16 protein-coding genes are annotated in these 20,108 nt (G+C 60.7%); 5 read left to right on the forward strand and 11 right to left on the reverse strand.

Annotated features, from left to right (window positions below):
* Positions 1-8: 8 nt before the first annotated feature.
* The 5 genes from ACFQDL_RS31915 to ACFQDL_RS31935 all read right to left on the reverse strand — a co-directional run bounded on the left by ACFQDL_RS31915 (position 9) and on the right by ACFQDL_RS31935 (position 3,966).
* Entirely contained in the window at positions 9-704 is a 696-nt protein-coding gene (locus ACFQDL_RS31915) for a 4Fe-4S dicluster domain-containing protein (protein WP_379913935.1), read from the reverse strand.
* Positions 705-716: 12 nt separating this feature from the next.
* Positions 717-854: a hypothetical protein gene (locus tag ACFQDL_RS31920; RefSeq protein ID WP_379913937.1), complete on the reverse strand. Its 138-nt coding sequence runs from the start codon at positions 852-854 to the stop codon at positions 717-719.
* Between the two features lie 12 nt (positions 855-866).
* Positions 867-1,004: a hypothetical protein gene (locus ACFQDL_RS31925; RefSeq protein WP_379913939.1), complete on the reverse strand. Its 138-nt coding sequence runs from the start codon at positions 1,002-1,004 to the stop codon at positions 867-869.
* A gap of 12 nt (positions 1,005-1,016) precedes the next feature.
* Positions 1,017-2,321 carry a molybdopterin oxidoreductase family protein gene (locus tag ACFQDL_RS31930; protein WP_379913941.1) on the reverse strand — a complete coding sequence of 435 codons (1,305 nt, stop codon included), beginning with the start codon at positions 2,319-2,321 and terminating at the stop codon, positions 1,017-1,019.
* Positions 2,322-2,610: 289 nt separating this feature from the next.
* Positions 2,611-3,966 carry a molybdopterin-dependent oxidoreductase gene (locus ACFQDL_RS31935; RefSeq protein WP_379913943.1) on the reverse strand — a complete coding sequence of 452 codons (1,356 nt, stop codon included), beginning with the start codon at positions 3,964-3,966 and terminating at the stop codon, positions 2,611-2,613.
* Between the two features lie 572 nt (positions 3,967-4,538).
* Here ACFQDL_RS31935 and ACFQDL_RS31940 point away from each other — a divergent pair.
* Positions 4,539-5,411, forward strand: a complete 873-nt coding sequence (locus ACFQDL_RS31940; RefSeq protein WP_379913945.1) for a TrmB family transcriptional regulator — start codon at positions 4,539-4,541, stop codon at positions 5,409-5,411.
* 114 nt (positions 5,412-5,525) lie between these two features.
* On the opposite strand, the gene ACFQDL_RS31945 is transcribed toward ACFQDL_RS31940, so the two are convergent.
* The 5 genes from ACFQDL_RS31945 to ACFQDL_RS31965 all read right to left on the reverse strand — a co-directional run bounded on the left by ACFQDL_RS31945 (position 5,526) and on the right by ACFQDL_RS31965 (position 11,246).
* Positions 5,526-6,281: an alpha/beta hydrolase gene (locus ACFQDL_RS31945; RefSeq protein ID WP_379913947.1), complete on the reverse strand. Its 756-nt coding sequence runs from the start codon at positions 6,279-6,281 to the stop codon at positions 5,526-5,528.
* A 120-nt stretch (positions 6,282-6,401) separates the two neighbouring features.
* Positions 6,402-8,603, reverse strand: a complete 2,202-nt coding sequence (locus ACFQDL_RS31950) for an acetate--CoA ligase family protein (RefSeq protein WP_379913949.1) — start codon at positions 8,601-8,603, stop codon at positions 6,402-6,404.
* A gap of 10 nt (positions 8,604-8,613) precedes the next feature.
* Positions 8,614-9,108, reverse strand: a complete 495-nt coding sequence (locus tag ACFQDL_RS31955; protein WP_379913951.1) for a carboxyl transferase domain-containing protein — start codon at positions 9,106-9,108, stop codon at positions 8,614-8,616.
* Positions 9,108-10,148: a carboxyl transferase domain-containing protein gene (locus ACFQDL_RS31960; protein WP_379913953.1), complete on the reverse strand. Its 1,041-nt coding sequence runs from the start codon at positions 10,146-10,148 to the stop codon at positions 9,108-9,110. The genes ACFQDL_RS31955 and ACFQDL_RS31960 overlap by 1 nt, the downstream gene beginning before the upstream one ends.
* A gap of 21 nt (positions 10,149-10,169) precedes the next feature.
* The gene (locus tag ACFQDL_RS31965; RefSeq protein ID WP_379913955.1) at positions 10,170-11,246 is read right to left on the reverse strand and encodes a mandelate racemase/muconate lactonizing enzyme family protein; all 1,077 of its coding nucleotides are present in this window, start codon (positions 11,244-11,246) and stop codon (positions 10,170-10,172) included.
* A gap of 374 nt (positions 11,247-11,620) precedes the next feature.
* Here ACFQDL_RS31965 and ACFQDL_RS31970 point away from each other — a divergent pair, with 374 nt between their 5' ends.
* From ACFQDL_RS31970 to ACFQDL_RS31985, 4 genes are all read left to right on the forward strand, one after another.
* Positions 11,621-12,610, forward strand: a complete 990-nt coding sequence (locus ACFQDL_RS31970; protein ID WP_379913957.1) for a Bug family tripartite tricarboxylate transporter substrate binding protein — start codon at positions 11,621-11,623, stop codon at positions 12,608-12,610.
* Positions 12,611-12,758: 148 nt separating this feature from the next.
* On the forward strand, positions 12,759-13,277 hold the full coding sequence (locus tag ACFQDL_RS31975) for a tripartite tricarboxylate transporter TctB family protein (protein ID WP_379913959.1): 519 nt from the start codon (positions 12,759-12,761) through the stop codon (positions 13,275-13,277).
* A 24-nt stretch (positions 13,278-13,301) separates the two neighbouring features.
* Complete coding sequence (locus tag ACFQDL_RS31980; RefSeq protein ID WP_379913961.1) at positions 13,302-14,747, forward strand: tripartite tricarboxylate transporter permease; 1,446 nt, start codon at positions 13,302-13,304, stop codon at positions 14,745-14,747.
* A gap of 579 nt (positions 14,748-15,326) precedes the next feature.
* Entirely contained in the window at positions 15,327-16,076 is a 750-nt protein-coding gene (locus ACFQDL_RS31985) for an SDR family NAD(P)-dependent oxidoreductase (RefSeq protein ID WP_379914204.1), read from the forward strand.
* Between the two features lie 1,126 nt (positions 16,077-17,202).
* Here ACFQDL_RS31985 and ACFQDL_RS31990 read toward each other — a convergent pair.
* Entirely contained in the window at positions 17,203-20,085 is a 2,883-nt protein-coding gene (locus ACFQDL_RS31990) for a TRAP transporter fused permease subunit (RefSeq protein ID WP_379913963.1), read from the reverse strand.
* Between the last annotated feature and the right edge of the window lie 23 nt (positions 20,086-20,108).

Consider the following 20,108-nt stretch of genomic DNA (forward strand, 5'->3'; position numbering starts at 1 on the left):
CCTCCACCTCAACGGGCGATAACCTTGTTGACCCATTTCTTCATCGTCTTGCCTAACGACGGTTTGACCTCGTAAGTCTCGACTACCTTCTTGTTGCGCGGCGGCAGGTAGGTGTTGACCGGGTTGTAGCCCAGCTCCGGCATCAGTTGCTGGCCGCCTCGCTCGCGCACCAGCCGGCTGACCTCGGAGTCCGGGTCGTCGAAGTCGCCGAACACCCGCGACTGGGTCGGGCAGGTGATGACGCAGGCCGGCTTGCGCTCCTCCTCCGGTAGCCGTTCGTCATAGATGCGGTCGACGCAAAGCGTGCACTTCTTCATCGTGCCCTGCTGCGGATCCAGTTCGCGGGCGCCGTAGGGGCAGGCCCAGGAACAGAGGTTGCAGCCCATGCACTTGTCCTGGTCCACCAGCACGATGCCGTCCTCCTTGCGCTTGTAGGAGGCGCCGGTCGGGCAGACGGTGACGCAGGCCGCGTCCTCGCAGTGCATGCAGGACATCGGCATGTTGACGGTCTTGCTGTTGGGGGTGTCCCCCACCTCGTAGGTGCGGATGCGGTTGAGCCAGGCGCCCGAGGGATCGCGGCCATAGGGGTCCTTGTCCGACAGCGGGCCGATGGTGCCGGAGGTGTTCCACTGCTTGCAGGCTGTAGCGCAGCCGTGGCAACCGACACAGGTATCCAGATCGACGACGAGTCCGAGTTTTGCCATTTTGCTCTCCTCCTACTTCTCGCCGCGCGTCAGCGAAATGTCGAGCATCGGGCGCTCGTGGTTGACGTTTTTGTAGGCCGTCGCACTGTCAACACTGACGTGACAACCAACGCAGGTATCCAGATCGACGACGAGTCCGAGTTTTGCCATGGTGCTTTCCTCCTACTTCTCGCCGCGCGTCAGCGAAATGTCGAGCATCGGGCGCTCGTGGTTGACGTTTTTGCAGGCCGTCGCACTGTCAACACTGACGTGACAACCGACGCAGGTATCCAGATCGACGACGAGTCCGAGTTTTGCCATTTTGCTCTCCTCCTACTTCTCGCCGCGTGTCAGGACATCTGCCATTGCACGCTTGAGGTTGACGTTCCTGTGAGTCGCATAGCTGAGCATCTGCGGCGATTCCGTGGCGCCCGGCAGCGGCTTGACCGCGCCGAAGGTCGGCCAGGCGCCGGTTTCGCCCGGCGCCGCCCTGGTGATCTTCACCCGCAGGTCGTACCAGGCCGCCTGGCCGGTCACGGGGTCCGAGTTGGTGACGCGATCCAGCACATCGCCCTTGCGCGGAAGCAGTTCGGAGATCAGGTGGTTCATCAGGAAGCCGTCGGTGGCTTCGTTGGCATCCTTCGACAACCCCCAGGCACCGCCCTTCTTGGCGATGGCGTTCCAGGTCCAGACCGTCTGTTCGTTGCAGCCCTCCATCAGCTTGACCTGCACCCGGATACGCCCGTTGTGGGACTCGACCCAGACCCAGGACAGGTCCTCGATGCCGGCCTTCTCGCCCGCCACGCGGTTCATGAACAGATAGTTCTGCGACATGATCTGGCGCAGCCAGGCGTTCTGGCTATCCCAGCTGTGGTACATGAACATCGGCCGCTGGTTCACGGCATGGAACGGATACTCGTCCCGGTCGATGCGCTGTTCCTCCAGCGGCATGTAGTAGAACGGCAACGGATCGAAGTACTTCTGCAGCCGCTCCCTGTGATGCGCTTCGGTCGGCATCGGGCCGTCGTAGAGGCCCTGGCCGGCGAGGCGGAAGGTCTGCAACTTTTCCGAATAGAGCTCGATCACGATCTGGTCGGTCGAGCCGACCCAGCCGGCCTCTTTCGCCAGGGTCAGATAGTCGCGGTTGGCGTGGCGCAGATAGCGCTGGTTCGGCTCCAGCTCGAATTCGAAGAAGCCCTCGTTCTCCTCGTAGGCTTCCCACTGCTCCGGGTTGGGCTCGCCGCGCAGCGACCGGGTACCGTCCTTGCCGCGGTAGCCGGCGAGGAAGCCGATGCCGGGTTCCTTCTCGAAATTGACGATGAAGTCCTTGTAGCCGTCGTATTTGCGGCCGCCGTCCTCGCGGGTGAAGGCCGGGAAGCCGAGTCGGCCCGCCATCTCGATCATCACCTCCTGCCACGACAGCACATCGCGATCCGGCAGGATCACCGGAATGCGTACCGAATCGCAGGCCGCATGGGGCTCGGATATCGGCCGGTCCAGCATCGAGATGGTGTCGTAGCGCTCCAGGTAGGTGGTGTCGGGCAGCACCAGGTCGGAATAGCTGACCATCTCCGAATGGAAGGCGTCGGAGCAGACGATGAACGGAATCTTGTACTCGCCGTCGTCTTCCTGGCGCACAGCATCTCCAGGGTCTGGGCGGTGTTCATGCTGGAGTTCCAGGCCATGTTGGCCATGAACAGCATCAGCGTATCGATCTTGTACGGATCGCCCTTGACGGCGTTGCTGATCACCATGTGCATCAGCCCATGGCAGGAGATCGGCGCATCCCAGCTGTAGGCCTTGTCGATGCGCAGCGGATTGCCGTCGGCATCGATCACCAGGTCCTCCGGGCAGGTCGGGAAGCCCAGCGGCGGCGACTTGAGTGGCGTGTTCGGTGCCGAGGCTTTCGCCGGCTTGATGCCCGGCGTCACATGCTTGGGAAAGGGCGGCTTGGCCAGATGGCCGCCGGGGCAGTCGACCGTGCCAAGCAGCACCTGCAGCAGGTGAATGGCACGGCAGGTCTGGAAGCCGTTCGAGTGAGCCGAGATGCCGCGCATCGCATGCATCGACACCGGCCGGCCGATAAACTGCGTCTGCCTGCGTCCGGCCCAGTCGGTCCACTCGATATCGAGGGTAATGCTCTCCTTGAAGGCGACATGCGCCATCTCCAGCGCCAGCCGCTCGATGGTCTCGGCCGGGACACCGCACTCCTGGCGGCGTTTTCGGGGGCATACTCGTCGTCGAGGTATTTCTCGACCAGGATACTCATCGAGGTACGCAGCGGCGTACCGTCAGGCGCCGTGAAGTCGCCGAACAGCGCCGGCGCGATATCGGCACGGCTGGCATCGGCGAAGGCGCCGGTATTCAGGTCCCAGACCTGTATACGCCCCTCCTCGCTGCGATAAAAAAGGCCGTCGCCCTTCTGCCCCGGCGTGTTCACCACCAGCTGAGGCGCGTTGGTATAGCGAATGAGGAACTCATCGTCGATCAACTGATGCTGCAGCAGCACATGCACCATCGACAGCGCCAGCATACCGTCGGTGCCGGGGCGGATAGCGATCCACTCGTCGGCGATCGCCTGGTAGCCGGTGCGCACCGGGTTCACCGCGACGAACTTGGCGCCGCGCTCCTTGAGCTTTTTCAGCCCCAGCTTGATCGGATTGGAGCTGTGATCCTCGGCCACGCCCCAGAGCATGAAGTATTTGGTGTTGTCCCAGTCCGGGTCGCCGAACTCCCAGAACGCATGCCCCATCGTATAGAGGCCGCCGGCGGCCATATTGACCGAGCAGAAGCCGCCGTGGGCGGCCCAGTTGAGGGTGCCGAACTGGCTCGCCCACATGCCGGTCAGCGCCTGCATCTGGTCGCGACCGGTGAAGTAGGCCAGCTTGTTGGGATCGGTGGCACGGATATGCGCCAGGCGCTGCTCGAGGATATCGAGCGCCCGCTCCCAGGAGATCTCCTCGAATTCGCCGGCGCCGCGTTCGGTGCCGGGCCTGCGCAGCAGCGGGGCACGCAGCTTGGCCGGCGACATCTGCTTCATGATGCCGGAGTTACCCTTGGCGCAGAGCACCCCCTTGTTGATCGGATGGTTCGGGTTGCCCTGGATGAAGCGAACCTGGTTGTCCTCGACCGTGACCTTGATACCGCAGCGGCAGGCGCACATGTAGCAGGTCGTGTACTTGGTCTGCTGGCGGTCGTGGGCCTCGAACTCGGGCAGCAGTGGCTTAATCTGGAGTTCGTCGTTTTCGAACCTGGGCAGCGGGGGGCAATTGTTGTCATTCATGGGTCTCCCGGCAGTGCGCTTTACCTTTGCATCGGTATAAATCCGATCGGTAGGGTTTTCTGGCCGCCTTATCCAGCTAAAAGGCGTTTGAGTTCTATCTGCTGTCACCGGAGAACCCTGACCCGCCTTTTTAGACCGGTCAGGGTTCATACCGCGATTGATTCATGACTCCGGTAATGGTCATCCAATGTCATCGTCTGGCATTGATGACGGATGCCCGGATGATCCATCACCGCATTCGAACTGATTAAAGTCTATTGATTTTTTAGAGTGGTTGCAAACACTACCACTATGAATATATTCTTTGCGACAGATGCTTTGGCGGAGCCGCAATTCGGCCGTTTCTGCCATTGGTGAATGGATTGAAGGAGTCGATACTCTTTACAACATCACCCGGGAGGCTAGGCGGCAACGGCATCGCTCTGGGGCACGGGCTGTCGGAACGCCTTCCTGCCGGCTCTTGGTCGACAAAAGTTGGTGGCTTTGAAACAATGTCTTATCAATGGTGGTGAATCCCAAGCGCCGTGCTCGGCGTTTCGGATTCCCGATACCTTCAAGCGGAGGATGAAACAGTGGCGAATCGACTGCGTTTTGACGCCGATGTTCCGGACGGTCTGTCCAGCGAGATGCAGAAACTTGGCTTTACCGATTACGAGGCCCGAATCTATATTCAGCTCATGCGCAGCAGTCCCGCCACTGCTTACGAACTCAGCAAGGTCACTGGCGTCCCGCGGGCCAACGCCTACAATGCACTTGAAAGCCTGTCTCGCAAGGAAGTTGTGCAGCCTGTGAGTGAGGATCCCGTCCGCTATGTGGCGGTGCCACCGCAGGTGATGTTGGAGCGGATCGCCAGCTCGACACAAAAGCTTTGTGGCCGGCTGGCGACGAGCTTGGCCGACCTTGCCAAGCCGGAAGACAGCCATTACGTCTGGACCCTTTCGGGCGAGGATGCGGTTGATGAGCGGATCAAGCAGATGATCCTCGAAGCCCGCCACAGTGTCTGGATCAAGGCCGAAGCCTCGGTTCTGCGCAAGCACGACGAAGAGCTCAGGCAGGTGGCTGAACGGAATGTCGATATCCTCATCATCCTGTTCGGCGAGGATCCCGCGGAGTTCCGCTATTCGGATCGGTCGCAGGTTTATCTGCATGAGGCGAATGGAATGCGAATCGGCACTGCCGACAACCTTTTTACACTTACGGTCGACCATGAGCAGATGCTGACCGCCAATGTTGAGGGGGAGGTATTCGCGTCCTACACCCGCAATCAGCCTATTGTCACAACCGCCGAGTCCTTGATCCGGCATGACCTGTACTTGGCCGAAATCGTCAGGCGTTTTGGGACCGAGATAGAGGGCGCTTTCGGCCCCCATCTCAAGTGGCTGCGCGAATCCTGTTTTACCGCCCAGCAACTGGAAGCCTTCAAGGCCAAGATCGGTGCGAATTGATGCCGACCTTCGTGGCCGTCGCCGCGATGGTTTTCCGGGGCACGAACCAAGTGGGCTGGTATTCGTACTTGAACTCCATCGTGCGCACACTCAGCCAGGACTGAATAGCGGCCGCTACCGGCAGTGCCCAGCCCCCAGCATCAGCCCGTGTCTGGCTTTGGGCACGACAAAATACTCGGCGCCATAAAACTCCGAAAATTTCGGACCGAAACGGTTACGGTCCAGCTCTGCATCTACGGCCAGAACGGGCGCGATGATCCGCGATGCCCGGATCGACACCTTGCCGCGTCCTGTCCGGTTCATCACGCCTGGTGATTCCGGCACCAGACGATCGTAAATATCGCGATAGACCTCCTCGGTAATGTCCCCAAACATATGGATGCGGAATTGATCGTAGTGCGGCTGGTGCGGACTGTTTTCCGGCACGTCCCTGGGGCGGCTGGCGCCCAGACCTTGAGGGGGACCGGAGGCGAGCAGCACCAACGCTGCCAAGGCGCGAAGTCGTTCGGCTGCTTTCTGTGCGACAACCCCACCCATGCTGTGGCCAACCAGCACCACCCGCCTGCCGATCCAACGGGTGACTTTCAGCACGTCTTCGACATAGTCTTCGGGCCTTAGCTGAACGAATTCCCGATCACTGAGTTGTATCGAGCCAGGGTGATTGCGCAATGACATTGCATAAGTGCGCCAGCCGGAAAGCGCGAAGAATTCCTGCCAGCGCTCGTACACCCAGCTGCCCATATAGGCTCCATGTACAAACAGAATCGACGGGGCGCTCTGGGATGCGAAATGTCCCGAGACCTCATTGACTAGAATCCCGTCAACCAGGGTCTGGCGGTCGATGAGTACCTCACTATGATTAGATTTCATCCGAAAAGGCCCTTAATTGAATATCGCCCTATATCCAGTCGGTGAGTCCGGCACCAGCGGCTGGAATGCTCATTCAGACCGAGTGCCGCGGTTCCGTATATCCGGAACCGCGGCTTGCCATTAGCTGGCCCCGGTGGTTGCGTCGGCGAAGCGCTCTTCCATCTGCCGTACGACGGACAACGCCTGGGCGACGTTGGTCAGTTCGTCATATACCGGAATTCCGACGGCGAGCGCCCGCGTACGGTATTTACGCTTGACCTCGTCCAGCTCCGGCGAGCCGTCCGATCGCAATGCCAGCAGGAAGTGGGCGCGACCGGCGTGCTTGGCCTGTACCTTTTCGGCGACCTGGATCAGGTTGTCGATCGGGTCGACTTCGCCACGCCCAACAAAGGAGGCGAGGTTGAGATGCATCACGATGGCATCTGGTTGAGAGGTTTCATATACCCGGTCCAGAATCTTGCCGGCGATCCAGCCATCCTCTTCTTGCAGAGTGCGGACCGGCGCGTCGATCGGGTTGGCCACACTGGTACCGGGCGGCAGTTGCAATGCTTCTAGCGACTGGCGTGTGCCCTCGGCGAACGGCGATATATCAAGTCCCATGCTGGCAAAGAAGTCGGTCGCCAGCACGCTGGTGCCGCCACCATTGCCGAAGAGCACCACCTGGCGTGTCGGACGTTGCGGTCGGAGTTCCAGATTCTGGAAGGCCAGCAGGGCGTCGATGAACTCGTCGATCGACGATACCAGGGTGCAAGGCGTCTGCCGCGTAAGCGCCTCCCATGCGCGCTGGTCGCCGGCGAGGGCACCGGTATGGGAGGCGGCAGCGGCACGACCCTGCTGAGAGCGGCCGCCTTTCAGAATAATCACGGGCTTGGTGGCCTTCTCAGAGTTCAGTAGTTCGAAGAACCGCCGCCCGTCCTTGACGTCTTCCAGATAGAGTCCCACGACTTTCGTCTGCGGGTCCTCGAAGTAGAACTCGAGCAAGTCGGACGGGCCCAGGTCGGCGCTGTTGCCTGCCGTCACCAGGCCGCTGAATCGCAGACCACGCCACTGGCCGCGCTTGATGATATCGGTGCCGAGGCCACCGCTTTGGGAAATCACGCCCACGGTGCCCGGCTCCCGGGGAGCCCCGACGGGGAAGGTTATGCCGCCGCGTGGCGAATACAATCCCAGGCAGTTGGGCCCCAGAATCCGGCAGCCGCCCTGCCAGGCACTTTCGACCAGTTGCTGTTGCAGTTGCTTGCCTTCCTCCGTTTCGCCGAAACCGCTGGAAAGGACTTGGGCGAAGCGTACCCGGTTGTTCGCGCCCGCCAGCGCTTCTGGGATTCGGTTCGCGCCGATGGCGACATAGGCATAATCGATCACCTCGGGTGCTTCCGCCAAGCTGGGGTAGGCACGCAACCCCTCAACCTCCGACGCCTTGGGGTGTATCGGATAGATATTGCCCTTGTAGCCGAAGTCCTTGAGGCGTCGGATAAACGTATTGGCCATGGTGACGTTGTTGTTCGATGCGCCCAGAACGGCTACCGAATTGGGCGCAAACAGCGGTGCGAAACGCTCGAGTACCGGCAGATGTGCCTGTGGCAGGTCCACAGTGCCAGGTTTCGGAGCGTCGCTGTCGTCGGTGCCCAGGATAAAGCGTGCATCGGCGGCGACTGCACGGGTATCGGATACGATCAGCGGATTGATGTCCACCTCTGACCACTGGGTCCCCAGACTCAACAGCAGGCCGTCGGTACCGCCTATCCGCATCAGGACGTCGACGATCGCCTCAGGGTCGGCCGGCTTTTCCCCACGGGCACCCGCCAGAACAGCTGCGCCACGCAGCTCTCCCAGCATCTGTCGGGCATCGGATTCGGTGATCGGGCACAGGCGGAAGGATACGTCCTTGAGCACCTCGACGAAGATGCCGCCCAGACCGACCATGATCATCGGACCGAACTGCGGATCGCGAACCGCACCGACGACGATCTCGCGTCCGGGCGGCAGCATCTCCTCTATCAGGTAACCTTCTACCCGGGCTTCCCGGATCCGAGGTTGCCGAGTCATGGTGGTGATGGCATCACGCACGGCATCGGCATCCGCCAGATTTAGCTTGACGCCCCCAGCATCGCTCTTGTGTAAGATGTCGGGGGAGACCACTTTGACGACAAAGGGAGCCTGCAGGTCCCTGATAACATTGGAGACGTCGTCGGGTCCGGCAACGACAACCGAGCGGGGCACCGAAACGCCGAAGTGAGCCAGTAGCTGCTTGCCGGCGTCCTCGCTCAGTGAACCCCGGCCCGCTCGTCGGGCCTCGGCGATAATGGCAGTCACATTGTTCATCTCGGGCTCCTCAGTAGCTGGTAGGCCAGTTCTTCATCAGGTGCTGTCCGATACCGTTGGTTTTACGGCGACGGTGCACATCCAGCATCCGGATCAGGTAGTCACGCGTCTCCTGGGGCTTGATGACATCATGTGCCGAGAATGACGAGGCCATGTCCCAGACCTCGATATCCTTCTGGATATGGGCCAGGGCTTCCTCGAAGCCTTCGTCGCCGGGCGAAAGGCCGTGGACAATCTTGGTCGCGAACACCGGATCCATGAAGCTGACTTCGGCCATCGGCCAGGCCACCATCTCGTCGTTGTGCTCGCCACCGCCCATGGCGACGTAGGCCCGGCCGTAGGCTTTGCGGACCAGCACCGTGATCGAGGGCACCGTTACCAGACAGGTGGCATTCATGAAGTTCATGATATGGCCCGGTGCACCTTTGCGCTCGGCCTCGGTACCCACCACGAATCCGGGCGTGTCCATGAAGCGCACGATCGGAATGTTGAAGGAGTCGCACATCACCGTGAAGTCCACCAGCTTTCGGATGGCGTCTGCTGAGAGCGCGCCGCCGCCCACCAGGGGTTATTGGCGATGATGCCAACGGACTTGCCGTCCAGTCGCGCCAGGGCAGCAATGGCCGGTTTGCCGAAGCGAGGCTTGAGCTCAAACAGGCTGTCCTGATCGACGATCAGCTCGAGGATTTTACGCATATCGTAAACCTGAGTGCGCTTCTCCGGCAGGATTTTCAGGATGTCTTCCTGGCCCGCACCTGAACCGGGCGGCACCGGGTATTCTGGTGGCAGCTCCTGGTTGTGACTCGGCATATAACTCAAGAAGCGGCGGATTTCCTGCATCGCCTCCTCGTCGGTATTGACGAAACGGTCGACCAGACCTGTCAGGTCGGCATGGACCCGCCAGCCGCCAAGGTCTTCGGGATCTACTTTCTCTCCGATCGCCATGGATACGAGACCCGGGCTGGAGACGGACAAGACCGATCCTTTGCGCATCACTGAAAAGTCGGAACAGCACACCAGCCAGGCCGAAGACCCGAAGGAGAAGTCGAGCGCCGCGGCTGCCCAGGGATTCTCCCGCGTACGGCGGAACTGAGTGGTATCGTTGCCCAGCATTGCGCCCATGCCCTTGGAGCCCATGGCGTCCGGCAATCGGGCGCCGGTGGACTCCCCGATGTGCACAAAGGGCATGCCTCTTTCGGTCGTGGTACGCCGGATATGTCCCAGCTTCTTGGAGTTTGTGGCGCTGGTCGAGGCGCCCTTGACCGTAAAATCGTTGACGCAGACGCCGACATCGCGGCCCTCGATCTTGGCGAAGCCGGTTATCTTTCCGTCACGCGGTGTTTGCTCGCGATCCTCGGAAAAAACGCTCGATGCGCCCAGCAAACCTGTTTCGATAAAGCTGCCGTCGTCCACCAGACACTGCAAGCGCTCTTCTGCATTAAGATTTCCGCGCTCCCTGCGTTTTGCGAGCTTTTCCGGTCCCCCCATGGTGCGGGCTTCTTTACGTCGTTTTTCCAAGTTTTCCAGCAATGTTTCATGTGGCATATTATTTTTCCTCCGGTTATATCAGTGCACGGAAATCCTGATCTTTTCGATAGTGCAGGATTCCAGAATCGAACGGTCCAGTGTGGGCTTATATCCGCGATGCAACGCAATCGCCCCCTTGTCAAATCGTAAGGGCTCATTGAATAATCGAATTTTGGGTTTTAAAAAGCCGTTGAATTCGCCGGCATTACGAATCGTACGCAAGGCCACGCACGCCTCCATCCAGCTGGAAACCTCACTGCCCAGGCCGTCGCCGAGAACGGGCTCCATGCCGTATTGCCGCACCTGATCGAGCCCCTGTTTCAGGCCCTCGAGGCTTCCGAACCGTTTCAGTTTCAATTTGCAGTACTGAACGCCGTCTATCTGTGCTGCTCGCTCGATGTCGGCCAAGCTGCAGATGGGCTCATCCAGCATCAATGGAACAGATGAAACGCTGGCAACGGCCGCGTTGGCGTCCCAGTCGGCAGCGTTGCAGGGCTGCTCGAATAGCTCAATGCCGGTCGGGTCGAGAGCCGCGGCGAATTGGCTGCCCTGTTCCCTGTCATAGGCGCGATTGGCGTCGATTCGGAAAGTCGCGCGACCGCCGGCGGCCTTTTGAATAGCGGCGACCCGTCGCAGGTCGGCATCGACGTTCTTGCCAACCTTAATCTTGAAAGTACAAAAGCCTTGCTCGAGCAGTTGCTCGACTTCTTTTGGAATTTCAGCGAGGTCTGTGCTGTTTATCGGTACCAGCAACGGAAGTCTTGCATCCTCCGTAACTGTAAAAAGTGGGTTGTCATCAACCATTTCGATTGCGGTTGCCAGCGCGCTCGCCGCCACTTTGCTTTCCTGGCTGCGGCTGGCGATCAGGATCTTTGCCTGCTCAATCGTTTGACCAAGAAGCGATCTTGCGACCTCCTGGCAGAAGTTCCATCCTCCTTCACGCGTTTCGGCACTGGAGCCCGGTGAAATATGTCCATCGCCAAAGCCGGTGTTGCCGGTCTCCGTTTCCAGTTCGACGAAAATCGGCTCGAATTCGTTGAAGGTGCGGTAGGAAAGCCTATAGGGGACGACAAGGGGCAAGCAAAGCCGACGCAATGTTATTGAAGTTATGGGCATCTGTTATCTCCCTGAACTAGCGGGCCCATAAAGCGCCCGCAGATTTTTGTAGGCCGTACCGGGGAACCTGAAGCGGCGCTCGACCTGTGCGGCTGTATTTAAGTTGCCATAATTGGTGTTGCATTTCAAATATAGCAATCCTAATATGGGGGCACAACCGTTTTTGAAGAAAGCAAGAAGCGCCCGGCGAACACTGGCTGCCAGGGCTTCGAATCATCGGAAAGGGCGGTTGGAGGGCCTTGCAACGGACGGGGTCGATGAATACCGGTCTCGATCTGGGCGGGAAGGTAGAAGGTCCAGGTGCAATGCATCACAGCTGCGGCGCACCGCCTATCAATGAGTAGAAAAATAAACCAGGCAAGAGGAAAAGTTCGATGCAAAATCGCAACAACAATAAGCTGCTATCGACAAGGTTGTTCTTGGCACTCCTTCTCAGCATGGTCATGGCTTGGCCGGCTGCCGCGGAATATCCTGACGAGGACATCCGCTATGTGTTGCATGTATCGCCGGGAGGCTCCACGGACGTATTGGCCCGTAAGCTGGCTGCGGGACTGCAGGAGAGGCTCGGTGTCAACGTGATCGTGGAAAACCGTCCAGGCGGTAAGAGCGCCATGCAGATGGCGGCGCTGACCAAGTCCGAGCCAGATGGTTATACAATCGGGTCGGTCACGGCCTCCCATATCAGTGACTTCAAGCAATCATCCGGTCGCTACGATATCGACAGCGTGGATTGGATAGCACGTATTGTTGTCGACCCCTACGTGATCGCCATCAATTCCGACAGCCCGATCGGCAGCCTTAAAGAATTGGTAGCCTATACCAAGCAGAACCCGGGACAGCTGAAAGTGGCCGGCTTCTCGAACGGTTCCGGTGGCCACGTGGCTTGGGAAATCTTCGCCCGCGAAGCAGGCATCGAAGCCGGGGACATCAAGTGGATTCCATACGACAGTGTTAAGGGAGCAGTTACCGCTGTGCTCGGCGCCCATGCCGACGTGACGGTTTCTAACATCGGCCTGGTGCGGGCGCATGTTCTTTCGAACGATATCCGGGTGCTTGGTATTATGGCCGATGAGCGTGCCGAACTGCTTCCCGATGTGCCCACATTCGCAGAAGCGGGATATGACGTCGATACCTCTTGGCAACAGTTCCGTGGTCTTATTGCGCCAAAAGGCATGCCGCAGGAACTGCAGCAGAAGCTGGCGGCCGATGTCAAGCAGGTTATGGAGACGCCAGAGTTCAAGAGTTACCTCACCAGCGCCCAGATGAACTACGGCTTCATGACGCCCGATCAGTTTACTCTTTTCGCTCAGAAGCAAGGAAAGGCGACAAACCAGTGGCTTGAAGAGCTCGGCCTGAAAAAGTAAGTCCGGTCGTCACCGGGTCGGGTGCCGGCATTTAGCGTTGCAAGCAGATCCATTTGAGGATCTGCTTGCAACGCTGACCTCGGCCTGGTGGTACTCGATGCCGGATATGCTCGAAGATTAACAATAATTAGATCGAGGAGCCGACAATATGTACCTGCAATATCAGACAGAAACAGAAGACTGTGAATCCGTTGAGTCTCCATCAGCCTGCCGCTTGATGCAGTTCTCTTCCTCTTGGGGTGAGATTGTAAGTGCCCTGGCCTTGATGGCACTGGCGATCTGGTTCCTGGTCGGCGCGCAATCGCTCAGCGGCAGTATTGGCGCGATCGGTCCAGCTACCTTTCCGACGGGGATCGGCGCACTGCTGCTGCTGGCAGCGCTGGCGTGGTTCGGCACTGTGCTGAGACAGCTGCTGGGCCGGCGCCCGACCGAACGCATCGAAGTGCGCCGGCCGGTTGCCATCGTCGCCGCCATTGTTCTGATCGGTGTCTTCCCGTTCGCCATGCCCGCGTTTGGCTATTACCCGACGATGGCCGTCTGGCTCGTGCCCTTTGCCTGGGCCGCCAACGTGCGCCGGCCGTTGCCGCTGATCGGGGTGGTCGGTGGCTTCCTGCTGTTTTCGAAGCTGGTCTTCGAGATGCTGCTCGGCACACCGCTTCCCCATTAACCTCCCACACAGGCGGATATAGCTATGATTGAAGGCCTTCTCGCTGCTTTCGCGGCGGTGTCATCCCTGGATGTGCTCTGGGCGTTGGCCGTCGGGGTGCTGCTCGGGTATTTCGTCGGTGCGCTGCCGGGGCTGACCTCGAGTATCGGCATGGCGCTGCTGATTCCCTTTACCTTCGGCATGGATCCGATTCCGGCCATCGTCATGCTGGTGGCCATCTATATGGCGGCGGACTATGCCGGCGGCATTCCCGCGATCCTGGTCAATGCCCCGGGGCAGCCGGCTGCGGCGGTCACCGCCTTCGACGGCCACCCGATGCGACAGCGGGGCGAGGCCGGCAAGGCTCTGGCACTGTCGATCCTGAGTTCCGGTGCGGGGGCCCTGATCAGCGTGCTGCTGCTGATCCTGACGGCTCAACTGATGGCCGATGTGGCGCTGGCTTTTGGCCCGGCCGAATATTTCGCGCTGGCCGTGCTGGGGTTGAGCCTGGTGAGCGTCCTGAGTTCCGGACCGGTGCTCAAGGCGCTGGTGGGGCTGCTGTTCGGCCTGCTGGTGGTGACCATCGGCATCGATCCGGTCAGCGGTGAAGGGCGCTTCGTGTTCCACGAGGGGTTGCTGGAAGGGATTCCGTTTCTGGCGGCGCTGATCGGACTGTTCGCGTTGTCGGAAGTGTTTTATATGCTGGAAGAGAGCGAGGACCGGCCGGTCCCGATCAAGTCGGTGCCGCGGCTGGAAGGTGCACTCAGAACGCTGGGGGGCTATGGTCGCACGCTGCTGCGCAGCTCCTGCATCGGCTATGTCGTGGGGGTGATACCAGGGGCCGGCTCCTCGGTGGCCTCGCTGGTGAGCTATGGCATGGCGAAACGTTCGTCCCGGACGCCGGAGAGCTTCGGTCAGGGTAACCCCGAAGGTGTGGTGGCCTCGGAAGCGGCAAACAACGCCTCGGTATCGGGCGCACTGGCGCCGCTGCTGGCGCTGGGGATTCCGGGGTCGGCGAGTGCCGCGGTGCTGATCGGCGGTCTCTCGATCCAGGGGCTGGAACCGGGGCCGTTGCTGTTCCAGAACCATCCGGAAATTCCCTATTCGATCTTCGTCTCGCTGCTGCTGGGGCTGCCGATCATGCTGGCACTGGGACTGATGGGGGTGCGGGTCTGGGTGCGGGTGACGCTGGTGCCCAAGGGCATCGTGGCCTCGGTGGTGGCGGGCATCTGTCTGCTGGGGGCCTATGCTTCGACCAACGATGTGTTCACGGTGGCGGTCACGGCGTTCTTCGGCGTGGCAGGGTATTTGCTGCGCAAGGTCGGGGTACATCCGGCGCCGGTGGTGCTGGCGCTGGTGCTGGGTTACCTGATGGAGTCGAACTTTCGCCGGGCGATGCTGATGTCGGGGGACGACTGGAGCTTTTTGTCAGCAAGCCGATTGCTGCGGGTCTGCTGGGTTGCGCGCTGCTGGTGCTGGTCGCGCCGCTGATTAAACGGTGGCGCAGCAGCCGGTCACTTCAGCTGTCCAGCTAATGGACGCCTCCGGAGTCTAGTTGCTCCTCCAGTGGGTGAAAACTTCGAGCCCCATACTGCCGGTACAGGAGTGTGCTGGCAGGTTAGTGGCCCGTGATTTGGTGTTACAGGGGCTATGTCACGACTAGCTATAAACTATCTGGGGCTGCCCGCCTTGATCTTCCCCTGTGGCTTTTGGGCACTTCAGTATCTGGGCCCATTTGTGGAGCGCACGTGCGGAGTGATGTTAAGTACCGGATTCATGTCGAGCTCCATGGCCACAACCACCTCTCTCGGTGGACCGCCGAGAAGGTGACATGGATGCTCACTTGCCTCGTCAGTCCGTCGTAGTTGTGCCCTGGCGTAGCTCGTCCTGGGAGGTATCGCCGGCTTTGTCAGCGTAGTGAGAGGCCCGCAGTACTTCCTTGCCGCTGTATGAGCCTAGGCATCTACAGGTTTCCCGGTGTCAATGCCAGGCAAACGCGAAACAACCAAATAGCCGCGCGAACACTATCGAAGCTCGGTGGCGATTGGATCGGTATGGGAGTAATACTTGATGACAGAACATTGCGGCAGTCTTGATGGTGCGGTGGCCATCGTTACCGGCAGCGCTCGGAACATCGGTCGGAGCATCGCCATCCGTCTCGCTTGCGCTGGCGTCGCTGTCGTCATTAACGCACGCCGATCGCAGGCTCAAGCGGAGGCGGTGGCCGCCGCGATCCGAGATAGCGGCGGGAGGGCACTGGCCTACCTTGCCGATGTTACCAGAGAGGATGAGGTGGAGGAGATGGTGGCTTTTACGCTCGAGAACTTCGGGCGGCTTGACATTCTGGTCAACAACGCTGCGGTACGTGGCGACGCACCCATCGGGGAGATCAGTTTCGACGCCTGGCGGAAGGTAACGGCCAGCATTCTCGACGGTGCGTTCTTGTGCTCGCGAGCCTGCGAGCCTCACCTGGACCGTCACGGCCAGGGGACGATCGTCAACATCACGGGCGTGGCAGCCTATGCAGGCATCGCGCAACGCGCGCACGTGGCTGCAGCCAAGGCTGGCCTGGGCGGCCTGACGCGCAGCTTGGCCGCAGAACTGGCGCCGCGGGGCATAACCGTCAACAGCGTTTCGCCGGGAAATATCGGGACCGAACGGGACTATATCCCGTCCCATTTCCTGGCGCGCCCAACCCCATTGGGCAGGGCCGGCACGCCGGAAGAGGTGGCTGAGGCTGTGGCCCTTCTTTGCGGCCCCCAGGGCCGCTATACGACCGGGCAGACGATTCACGTCAACGGGGGCTGGTGGATGGGATAGCGGAAATCATCAAGCAAAGGTTGGTCGCCCGGCATTCGCTGCTACGCGGAGCGGGCAATCGGCGCCGGCCAGACCTACCACTCGACGCCGCTGTAAATGTTGCGGTATTGGTCGACCCGGAGGTCGCGAAAGGCCGGGAGACGCTTGCCGGCTTCCGTGGTCTCCGAGAGATCAAGTCGCTCGATCAGCAATTCGCCTCCGCCATGGTCTCCTGTTTTCGCTAAGATCTCACCCTCCAGAGGGCTCGCGATATAGCTTCACTCAAAATAATCATGACCGTACTTAAGGCTTACCTTGTTGACGCTGACGACGTAAATGCCGTACTCAAAGGTTCGGGCCCTGAACAGCAGTTCCCAGGAGTCGGACCGCCACAGCTTGTCATATGCGCCTGCGGCCGTCACGTTGAACATCGCCGCGTCGAAGAACGCGAGGCAACGGCAGGCCTAGGGAAATTGCCGGTCGTAGGGGATCTGGACGCCTACCTCGCCTCGCTTGATCGTAAAGGTTGGGAAGCCAAGATTGCCGGGAGAGAAGTAGAGCTTCTCGAAGTTCTTTATTTCTTCCTTCACGAAGGCGCCGGAGATGTGTGTTTGGCGGCAATTGCCAAGGACCTCGCACACAGTGGCCTGTACAGCAGTTTATCCCGCTTCCTAAATTGCGGCACGCCATTGATGTGTCGTTCCGGCGGCCGCTCAGTGCTTTCCGTAGGGGCTCGGAAGCCAAAGTCCGGATGTCCTGTGGAATGTATTTCGCTTGTACTTGTGGGGCAGGTGAGCATTTGGAGGTTCAGATACGACAGCAACCGAACGGCCATTTGCGGTCATCCGTCCGAATGGCCAACTTGCTGTTTCGGTCGCCAAAATCCACGGTAAAGTGACGAAGGCTGACAGAAAGGCGGTCCTTCGGGCGCGCGCGACCGCTTACCAGCCGGCTTAGCATCGATGGACATCTACCACACGCTCAATACTCAGGCAAAGCCAGTGGCACGAGAGTTGCTGCCTCGGCTTAGGCCACAACTCTTCAGATGCAGAAAGTGAGCCCCCTCATAGTCACCAGCGCCGACCTGATCGTGCCATGGCCATGCCGCCGGGACGACAGCTGACAGCTGTCGTCCCGGCGGTACCTTTCACAACAGTTTCGGGCTGCCCAGCAGGCTTCGCCGGCCGAATATCCTGATACAGAGCGCGATCAGGATCAGCAGACCGGTCGCGCGCGCGCCCAGCACCAGCGGCGAGGTATTCGATACCGTTTCCGGCCAGGCGATCAGGACTGCGGCGATCACGAACAGCAACCGGGTGACGGCGGAGAGGTTGTCCCGCAGCCAACCGGCGAAGCCGATACTCATCGATATGGTTGCCAGCGTCGCCAGCACGATCGCCAGGACGATGTTCAGGGCGCTACCGATCAACAGGATGCCGGGCATGGTGACGAACAGGAAGGGCACCAGCAGCTTCACGAAACCGAGCCGCATCGACTCTACGGCCGTTTCGTTCGGCCGTGCGCCGGATATCGTCGCCGCCGCATAGGCGGCCAGCGCGACCGGCGGCGTGATCGCCGACACCAGGCCGAAGTAGAATATGAACATGTGGGCGGAGATCGGCGCCATGCCCAGCTGTGTCATCGCCGGTGCCACCAGGACGGCCAGCAGCAGGTAAGCGGCGGAGGTCGGCAGTCCCATGCCCAGGATGAAGGAGGCCAGGGCGGTGAGCAGCAGTATCGCCCAGAGGTTGCCGCCCCCGACTTCGATGATCAGGCCGGAGACCATCAGCCCCATGCCGGTCAGGTTCAGGACGCCGATGATCACGCCGGCGGATGCCACGGCCGCGACGATGGGCATCGTCGCCGTAAGGGTGTCCTTGCACGCCGCGACGAGGTCGACGAGATTGATCCGGGTCGCCGCCTTCCAGGGACTGATCAGCAGGCCGGCGACGAGCCCGACCACTGCGGCCTGGGTCGGCGAGTGACCGGCCATCATCAGGCCGATCAGCACGACCAGGGGCAGCAGCAGATAGCCCCGCGTGCGCAAGGTCGCGGCCAGCAGCTTCAGGCCGGCCTCGCTATCCCGCTCGAGTCCCAGCCGGCCGGCTTCGAGCCGCACCGAGATCATCAGTGCCAGCACGTACAGCAGCGCCGGCACCAGCGCGGCGAGTGCGACCTCAGCATAGGGAATGCCGATGATCTCCGCCATCAGGAAGGCGGCGGCGCCCATCACCGGTGGCATGATCTGGCCCGCGGACGAGGCCGCGGCTTCGATCGCGCCGGCGAGTTTGGCGCTGTAGCCGACTTTTTTCATCAGCGGGATGGTGAAGGTGCCGGTGGTCACCACATTGGCTACGGCGCTGCCGTTCAGCGACCCGAGCAGGGCGCTGGAAAGTGCGGCTGAGAGGCCGGGCCCGCCCTGGACGCGGCCGGTGAGACCCCGTGCTATGTCGACGAACACCTCGCCGGTGCCGATTCGGGTCAGCAGCGCGCCGAAAAGTCCGAACAGAAAGATGTACGATACCGCAACGCCCATCGGCGTGCCGTAGACGCCCTCCGTCGAGAGCAGCAGTGTCGAGGTCAGGCGGGAGAAGTCATAGCCGCCGTGGCCATACTCGCCGGGGATAAGGTAGCCGTAGTAGGCGTACAGCAGCGCAAGCGACATCATCACGATGAGTGCCCTGCCGACTGCGAGCCAGACGAAGACGAAGGCGATCACCATCAGGGCGGCAAAGACCCAGATATCCGTCGGAACGGACATCGCTCCGCGCATCAGGATATCGAGATAGGAGTGCCAGAGATAGGGACCCGGAACGAGCGCGATAATCGACAGGCAGTAGAGGACGGTCCTTGTCACGATGCTTTTCCGGGCGATCGCGAAGTAGGCCAGGGCGGCGCCAGACACCAGCGAAAAGAACAGCGATCTGAGTATCAGCGCCGTTATTCCACCGTAGTAAGCGCCATAGAGTACCAGTGCCGCAATAGCGACAGCGGCACAGGCATAGATGCCCGATACGATTATCTGCTCCTTAGGTCCCGTCTGGGGGACGTAAGAAGCAGACTTTTCAAGGTCGTCTGCTTCATGCTGGCTCCTACTGACCTTTCGCTTCAGCGAAGTACTTGTCAGCACCGGGGTGCAGCGGGACGGGCGTCGACGGTGCGGCTTCGAGCGAGATCTTGGCGGCCTGGGGTGTACCGCGCCCAGCTCGTCGAGGTGCTCGAAGATGGACTTGGTGATGTTGTAGATTTTGGTCTGATCTTCTTTGCCACTGGTGAACAGGATCGCCGGGTCGTTGACGACCAGTACGGGTTCGGTCACGTCCGGGTAGGTGCCCGCCGGCAGCGAATAGGATTGATAGAACGGGTATTTTTCGGTGAGTGCCTCCAGCTTCCCGGGATCGGCCGACAGCAGCTTCATGTCCTTCTGGGAATCCAGATCGATCAGTGCGGCGGTGGGGGCCCCAGCCAGTACCACAGTGGCGTCGACCTGCCCGCTCACCAGTGCCTGTACGCCCTCGGTATAGGAGAGGAAACGCGGCGTGATGTCGGCGAAGACGCCGTGCTCCTCGAACAGGCGGGTCGCCAGAACCGCGGCGTTGCTCCCCGGAGGCCCCATGCTGACGCGCTTGCCCTTGAGGTCGTCGAAGGAATCGATGCCTTCGCCGTCGATGGTCGCGACCTGCAGCACGGCCGGGTAGAGATAGGCGATCGCGGCCACATCCAGGACGCCGCTGACGTTGAACGGCCCCTCGCCATGCTTGGCTTCGTACAGCGTCGACGACGAGGACAGGCCGAGGGTCATCTGTCCCGAGGCGACACGGTGGTTGTTTTCCACCGATGCCCCCGTCACTTCGGCCCGGGCGGTGGTGTCGGGCATGTGCTTGTTGAGGACCTCGGAAATGCCGGCGCCGATGACATAGAAGAGGCCACCGGTGCCGCCGGTCCCGATCGACACGCGCTCGGCGGCCAGGGCCGAGCCGGCCAGCATCGAGGTGGTCAGTGCGGTGATACAGAGTAGACGCTTATACATCTTGTTCTCCTGGATATCGCTTT

This window comes from Marinobacterium aestuariivivens (genome assembly GCF_042661465.1).
Taxonomy (GTDB): Bacteria; Pseudomonadota; Gammaproteobacteria; order Pseudomonadales; family Balneatricaceae; genus Marinobacterium_A; species Marinobacterium_A aestuariivivens.

Bases quoted from the DNA above. Each gene is read 5' to 3' on its own strand.
- ACFQDL_RS31915 (WP_379913935.1), bottom strand. From the start codon at position 704: ATGGCAAAACTCGGACTCGTCGTCGATCTGGATACCTGTGTCGGTTGC.
- ACFQDL_RS31920 (WP_379913937.1), bottom strand. From the start codon at position 854: ATGGCAAAACTCGGACTCGTCGTCGATCTGGATACCTGCGTTGGTTGT.
- ACFQDL_RS31925 (WP_379913939.1), bottom strand. From the start codon at position 1,004: ATGGCAAAACTCGGACTCGTCGTCGATCTGGATACCTGCGTCGGTTGT.
- ACFQDL_RS31935 (WP_379913943.1), bottom strand. From the start codon at position 3,966: ATGAATGACAACAATTGCCCCCCGCTGCCCAGGTTCGAAAACGACGAA.
- ACFQDL_RS31945 (WP_379913947.1), bottom strand. From the start codon at position 6,281: ATGAAATCTAATCATAGTGAGGTACTCATCGACCGCCAGACCCTGGTT.
- ACFQDL_RS31950 (WP_379913949.1), bottom strand. From the start codon at position 8,603: ATGAACAATGTGACTGCCATTATCGCCGAGGCCCGACGAGCGGGCCGG.
- ACFQDL_RS31955 (WP_379913951.1), bottom strand. From the start codon at position 9,108: ATGTGCGACTCCTTCAACATTCCGATCGTGCGCTTCATGGACACGCCC.
- ACFQDL_RS31960 (WP_379913953.1), bottom strand. From the start codon at position 10,148: ATGCCACATGAAACATTGCTGGAAAACTTGGAAAAACGACGTAAAGAA.
- ACFQDL_RS31965 (WP_379913955.1), bottom strand. From the start codon at position 11,246: ATGCCCATAACTTCAATAACATTGCGTCGGCTTTGCTTGCCCCTTGTC.
- ACFQDL_RS31970 (WP_379913957.1), top strand. From the start codon at position 11,621: ATGCAAAATCGCAACAACAATAAGCTGCTATCGACAAGGTTGTTCTTG.
- ACFQDL_RS31975 (WP_379913959.1), top strand. From the start codon at position 12,759: ATGTACCTGCAATATCAGACAGAAACAGAAGACTGTGAATCCGTTGAG.
- ACFQDL_RS31980 (WP_379913961.1), top strand. From the start codon at position 13,302: ATGATTGAAGGCCTTCTCGCTGCTTTCGCGGCGGTGTCATCCCTGGAT.
- ACFQDL_RS31985 (WP_379914204.1), top strand. From the start codon at position 15,327: ATGACAGAACATTGCGGCAGTCTTGATGGTGCGGTGGCCATCGTTACC.
- ACFQDL_RS31990 (WP_379913963.1), bottom strand. From the start codon at position 20,085: ATGTATAAGCGTCTACTCTGTATCACCGCACTGACCACCTCGATGCTG.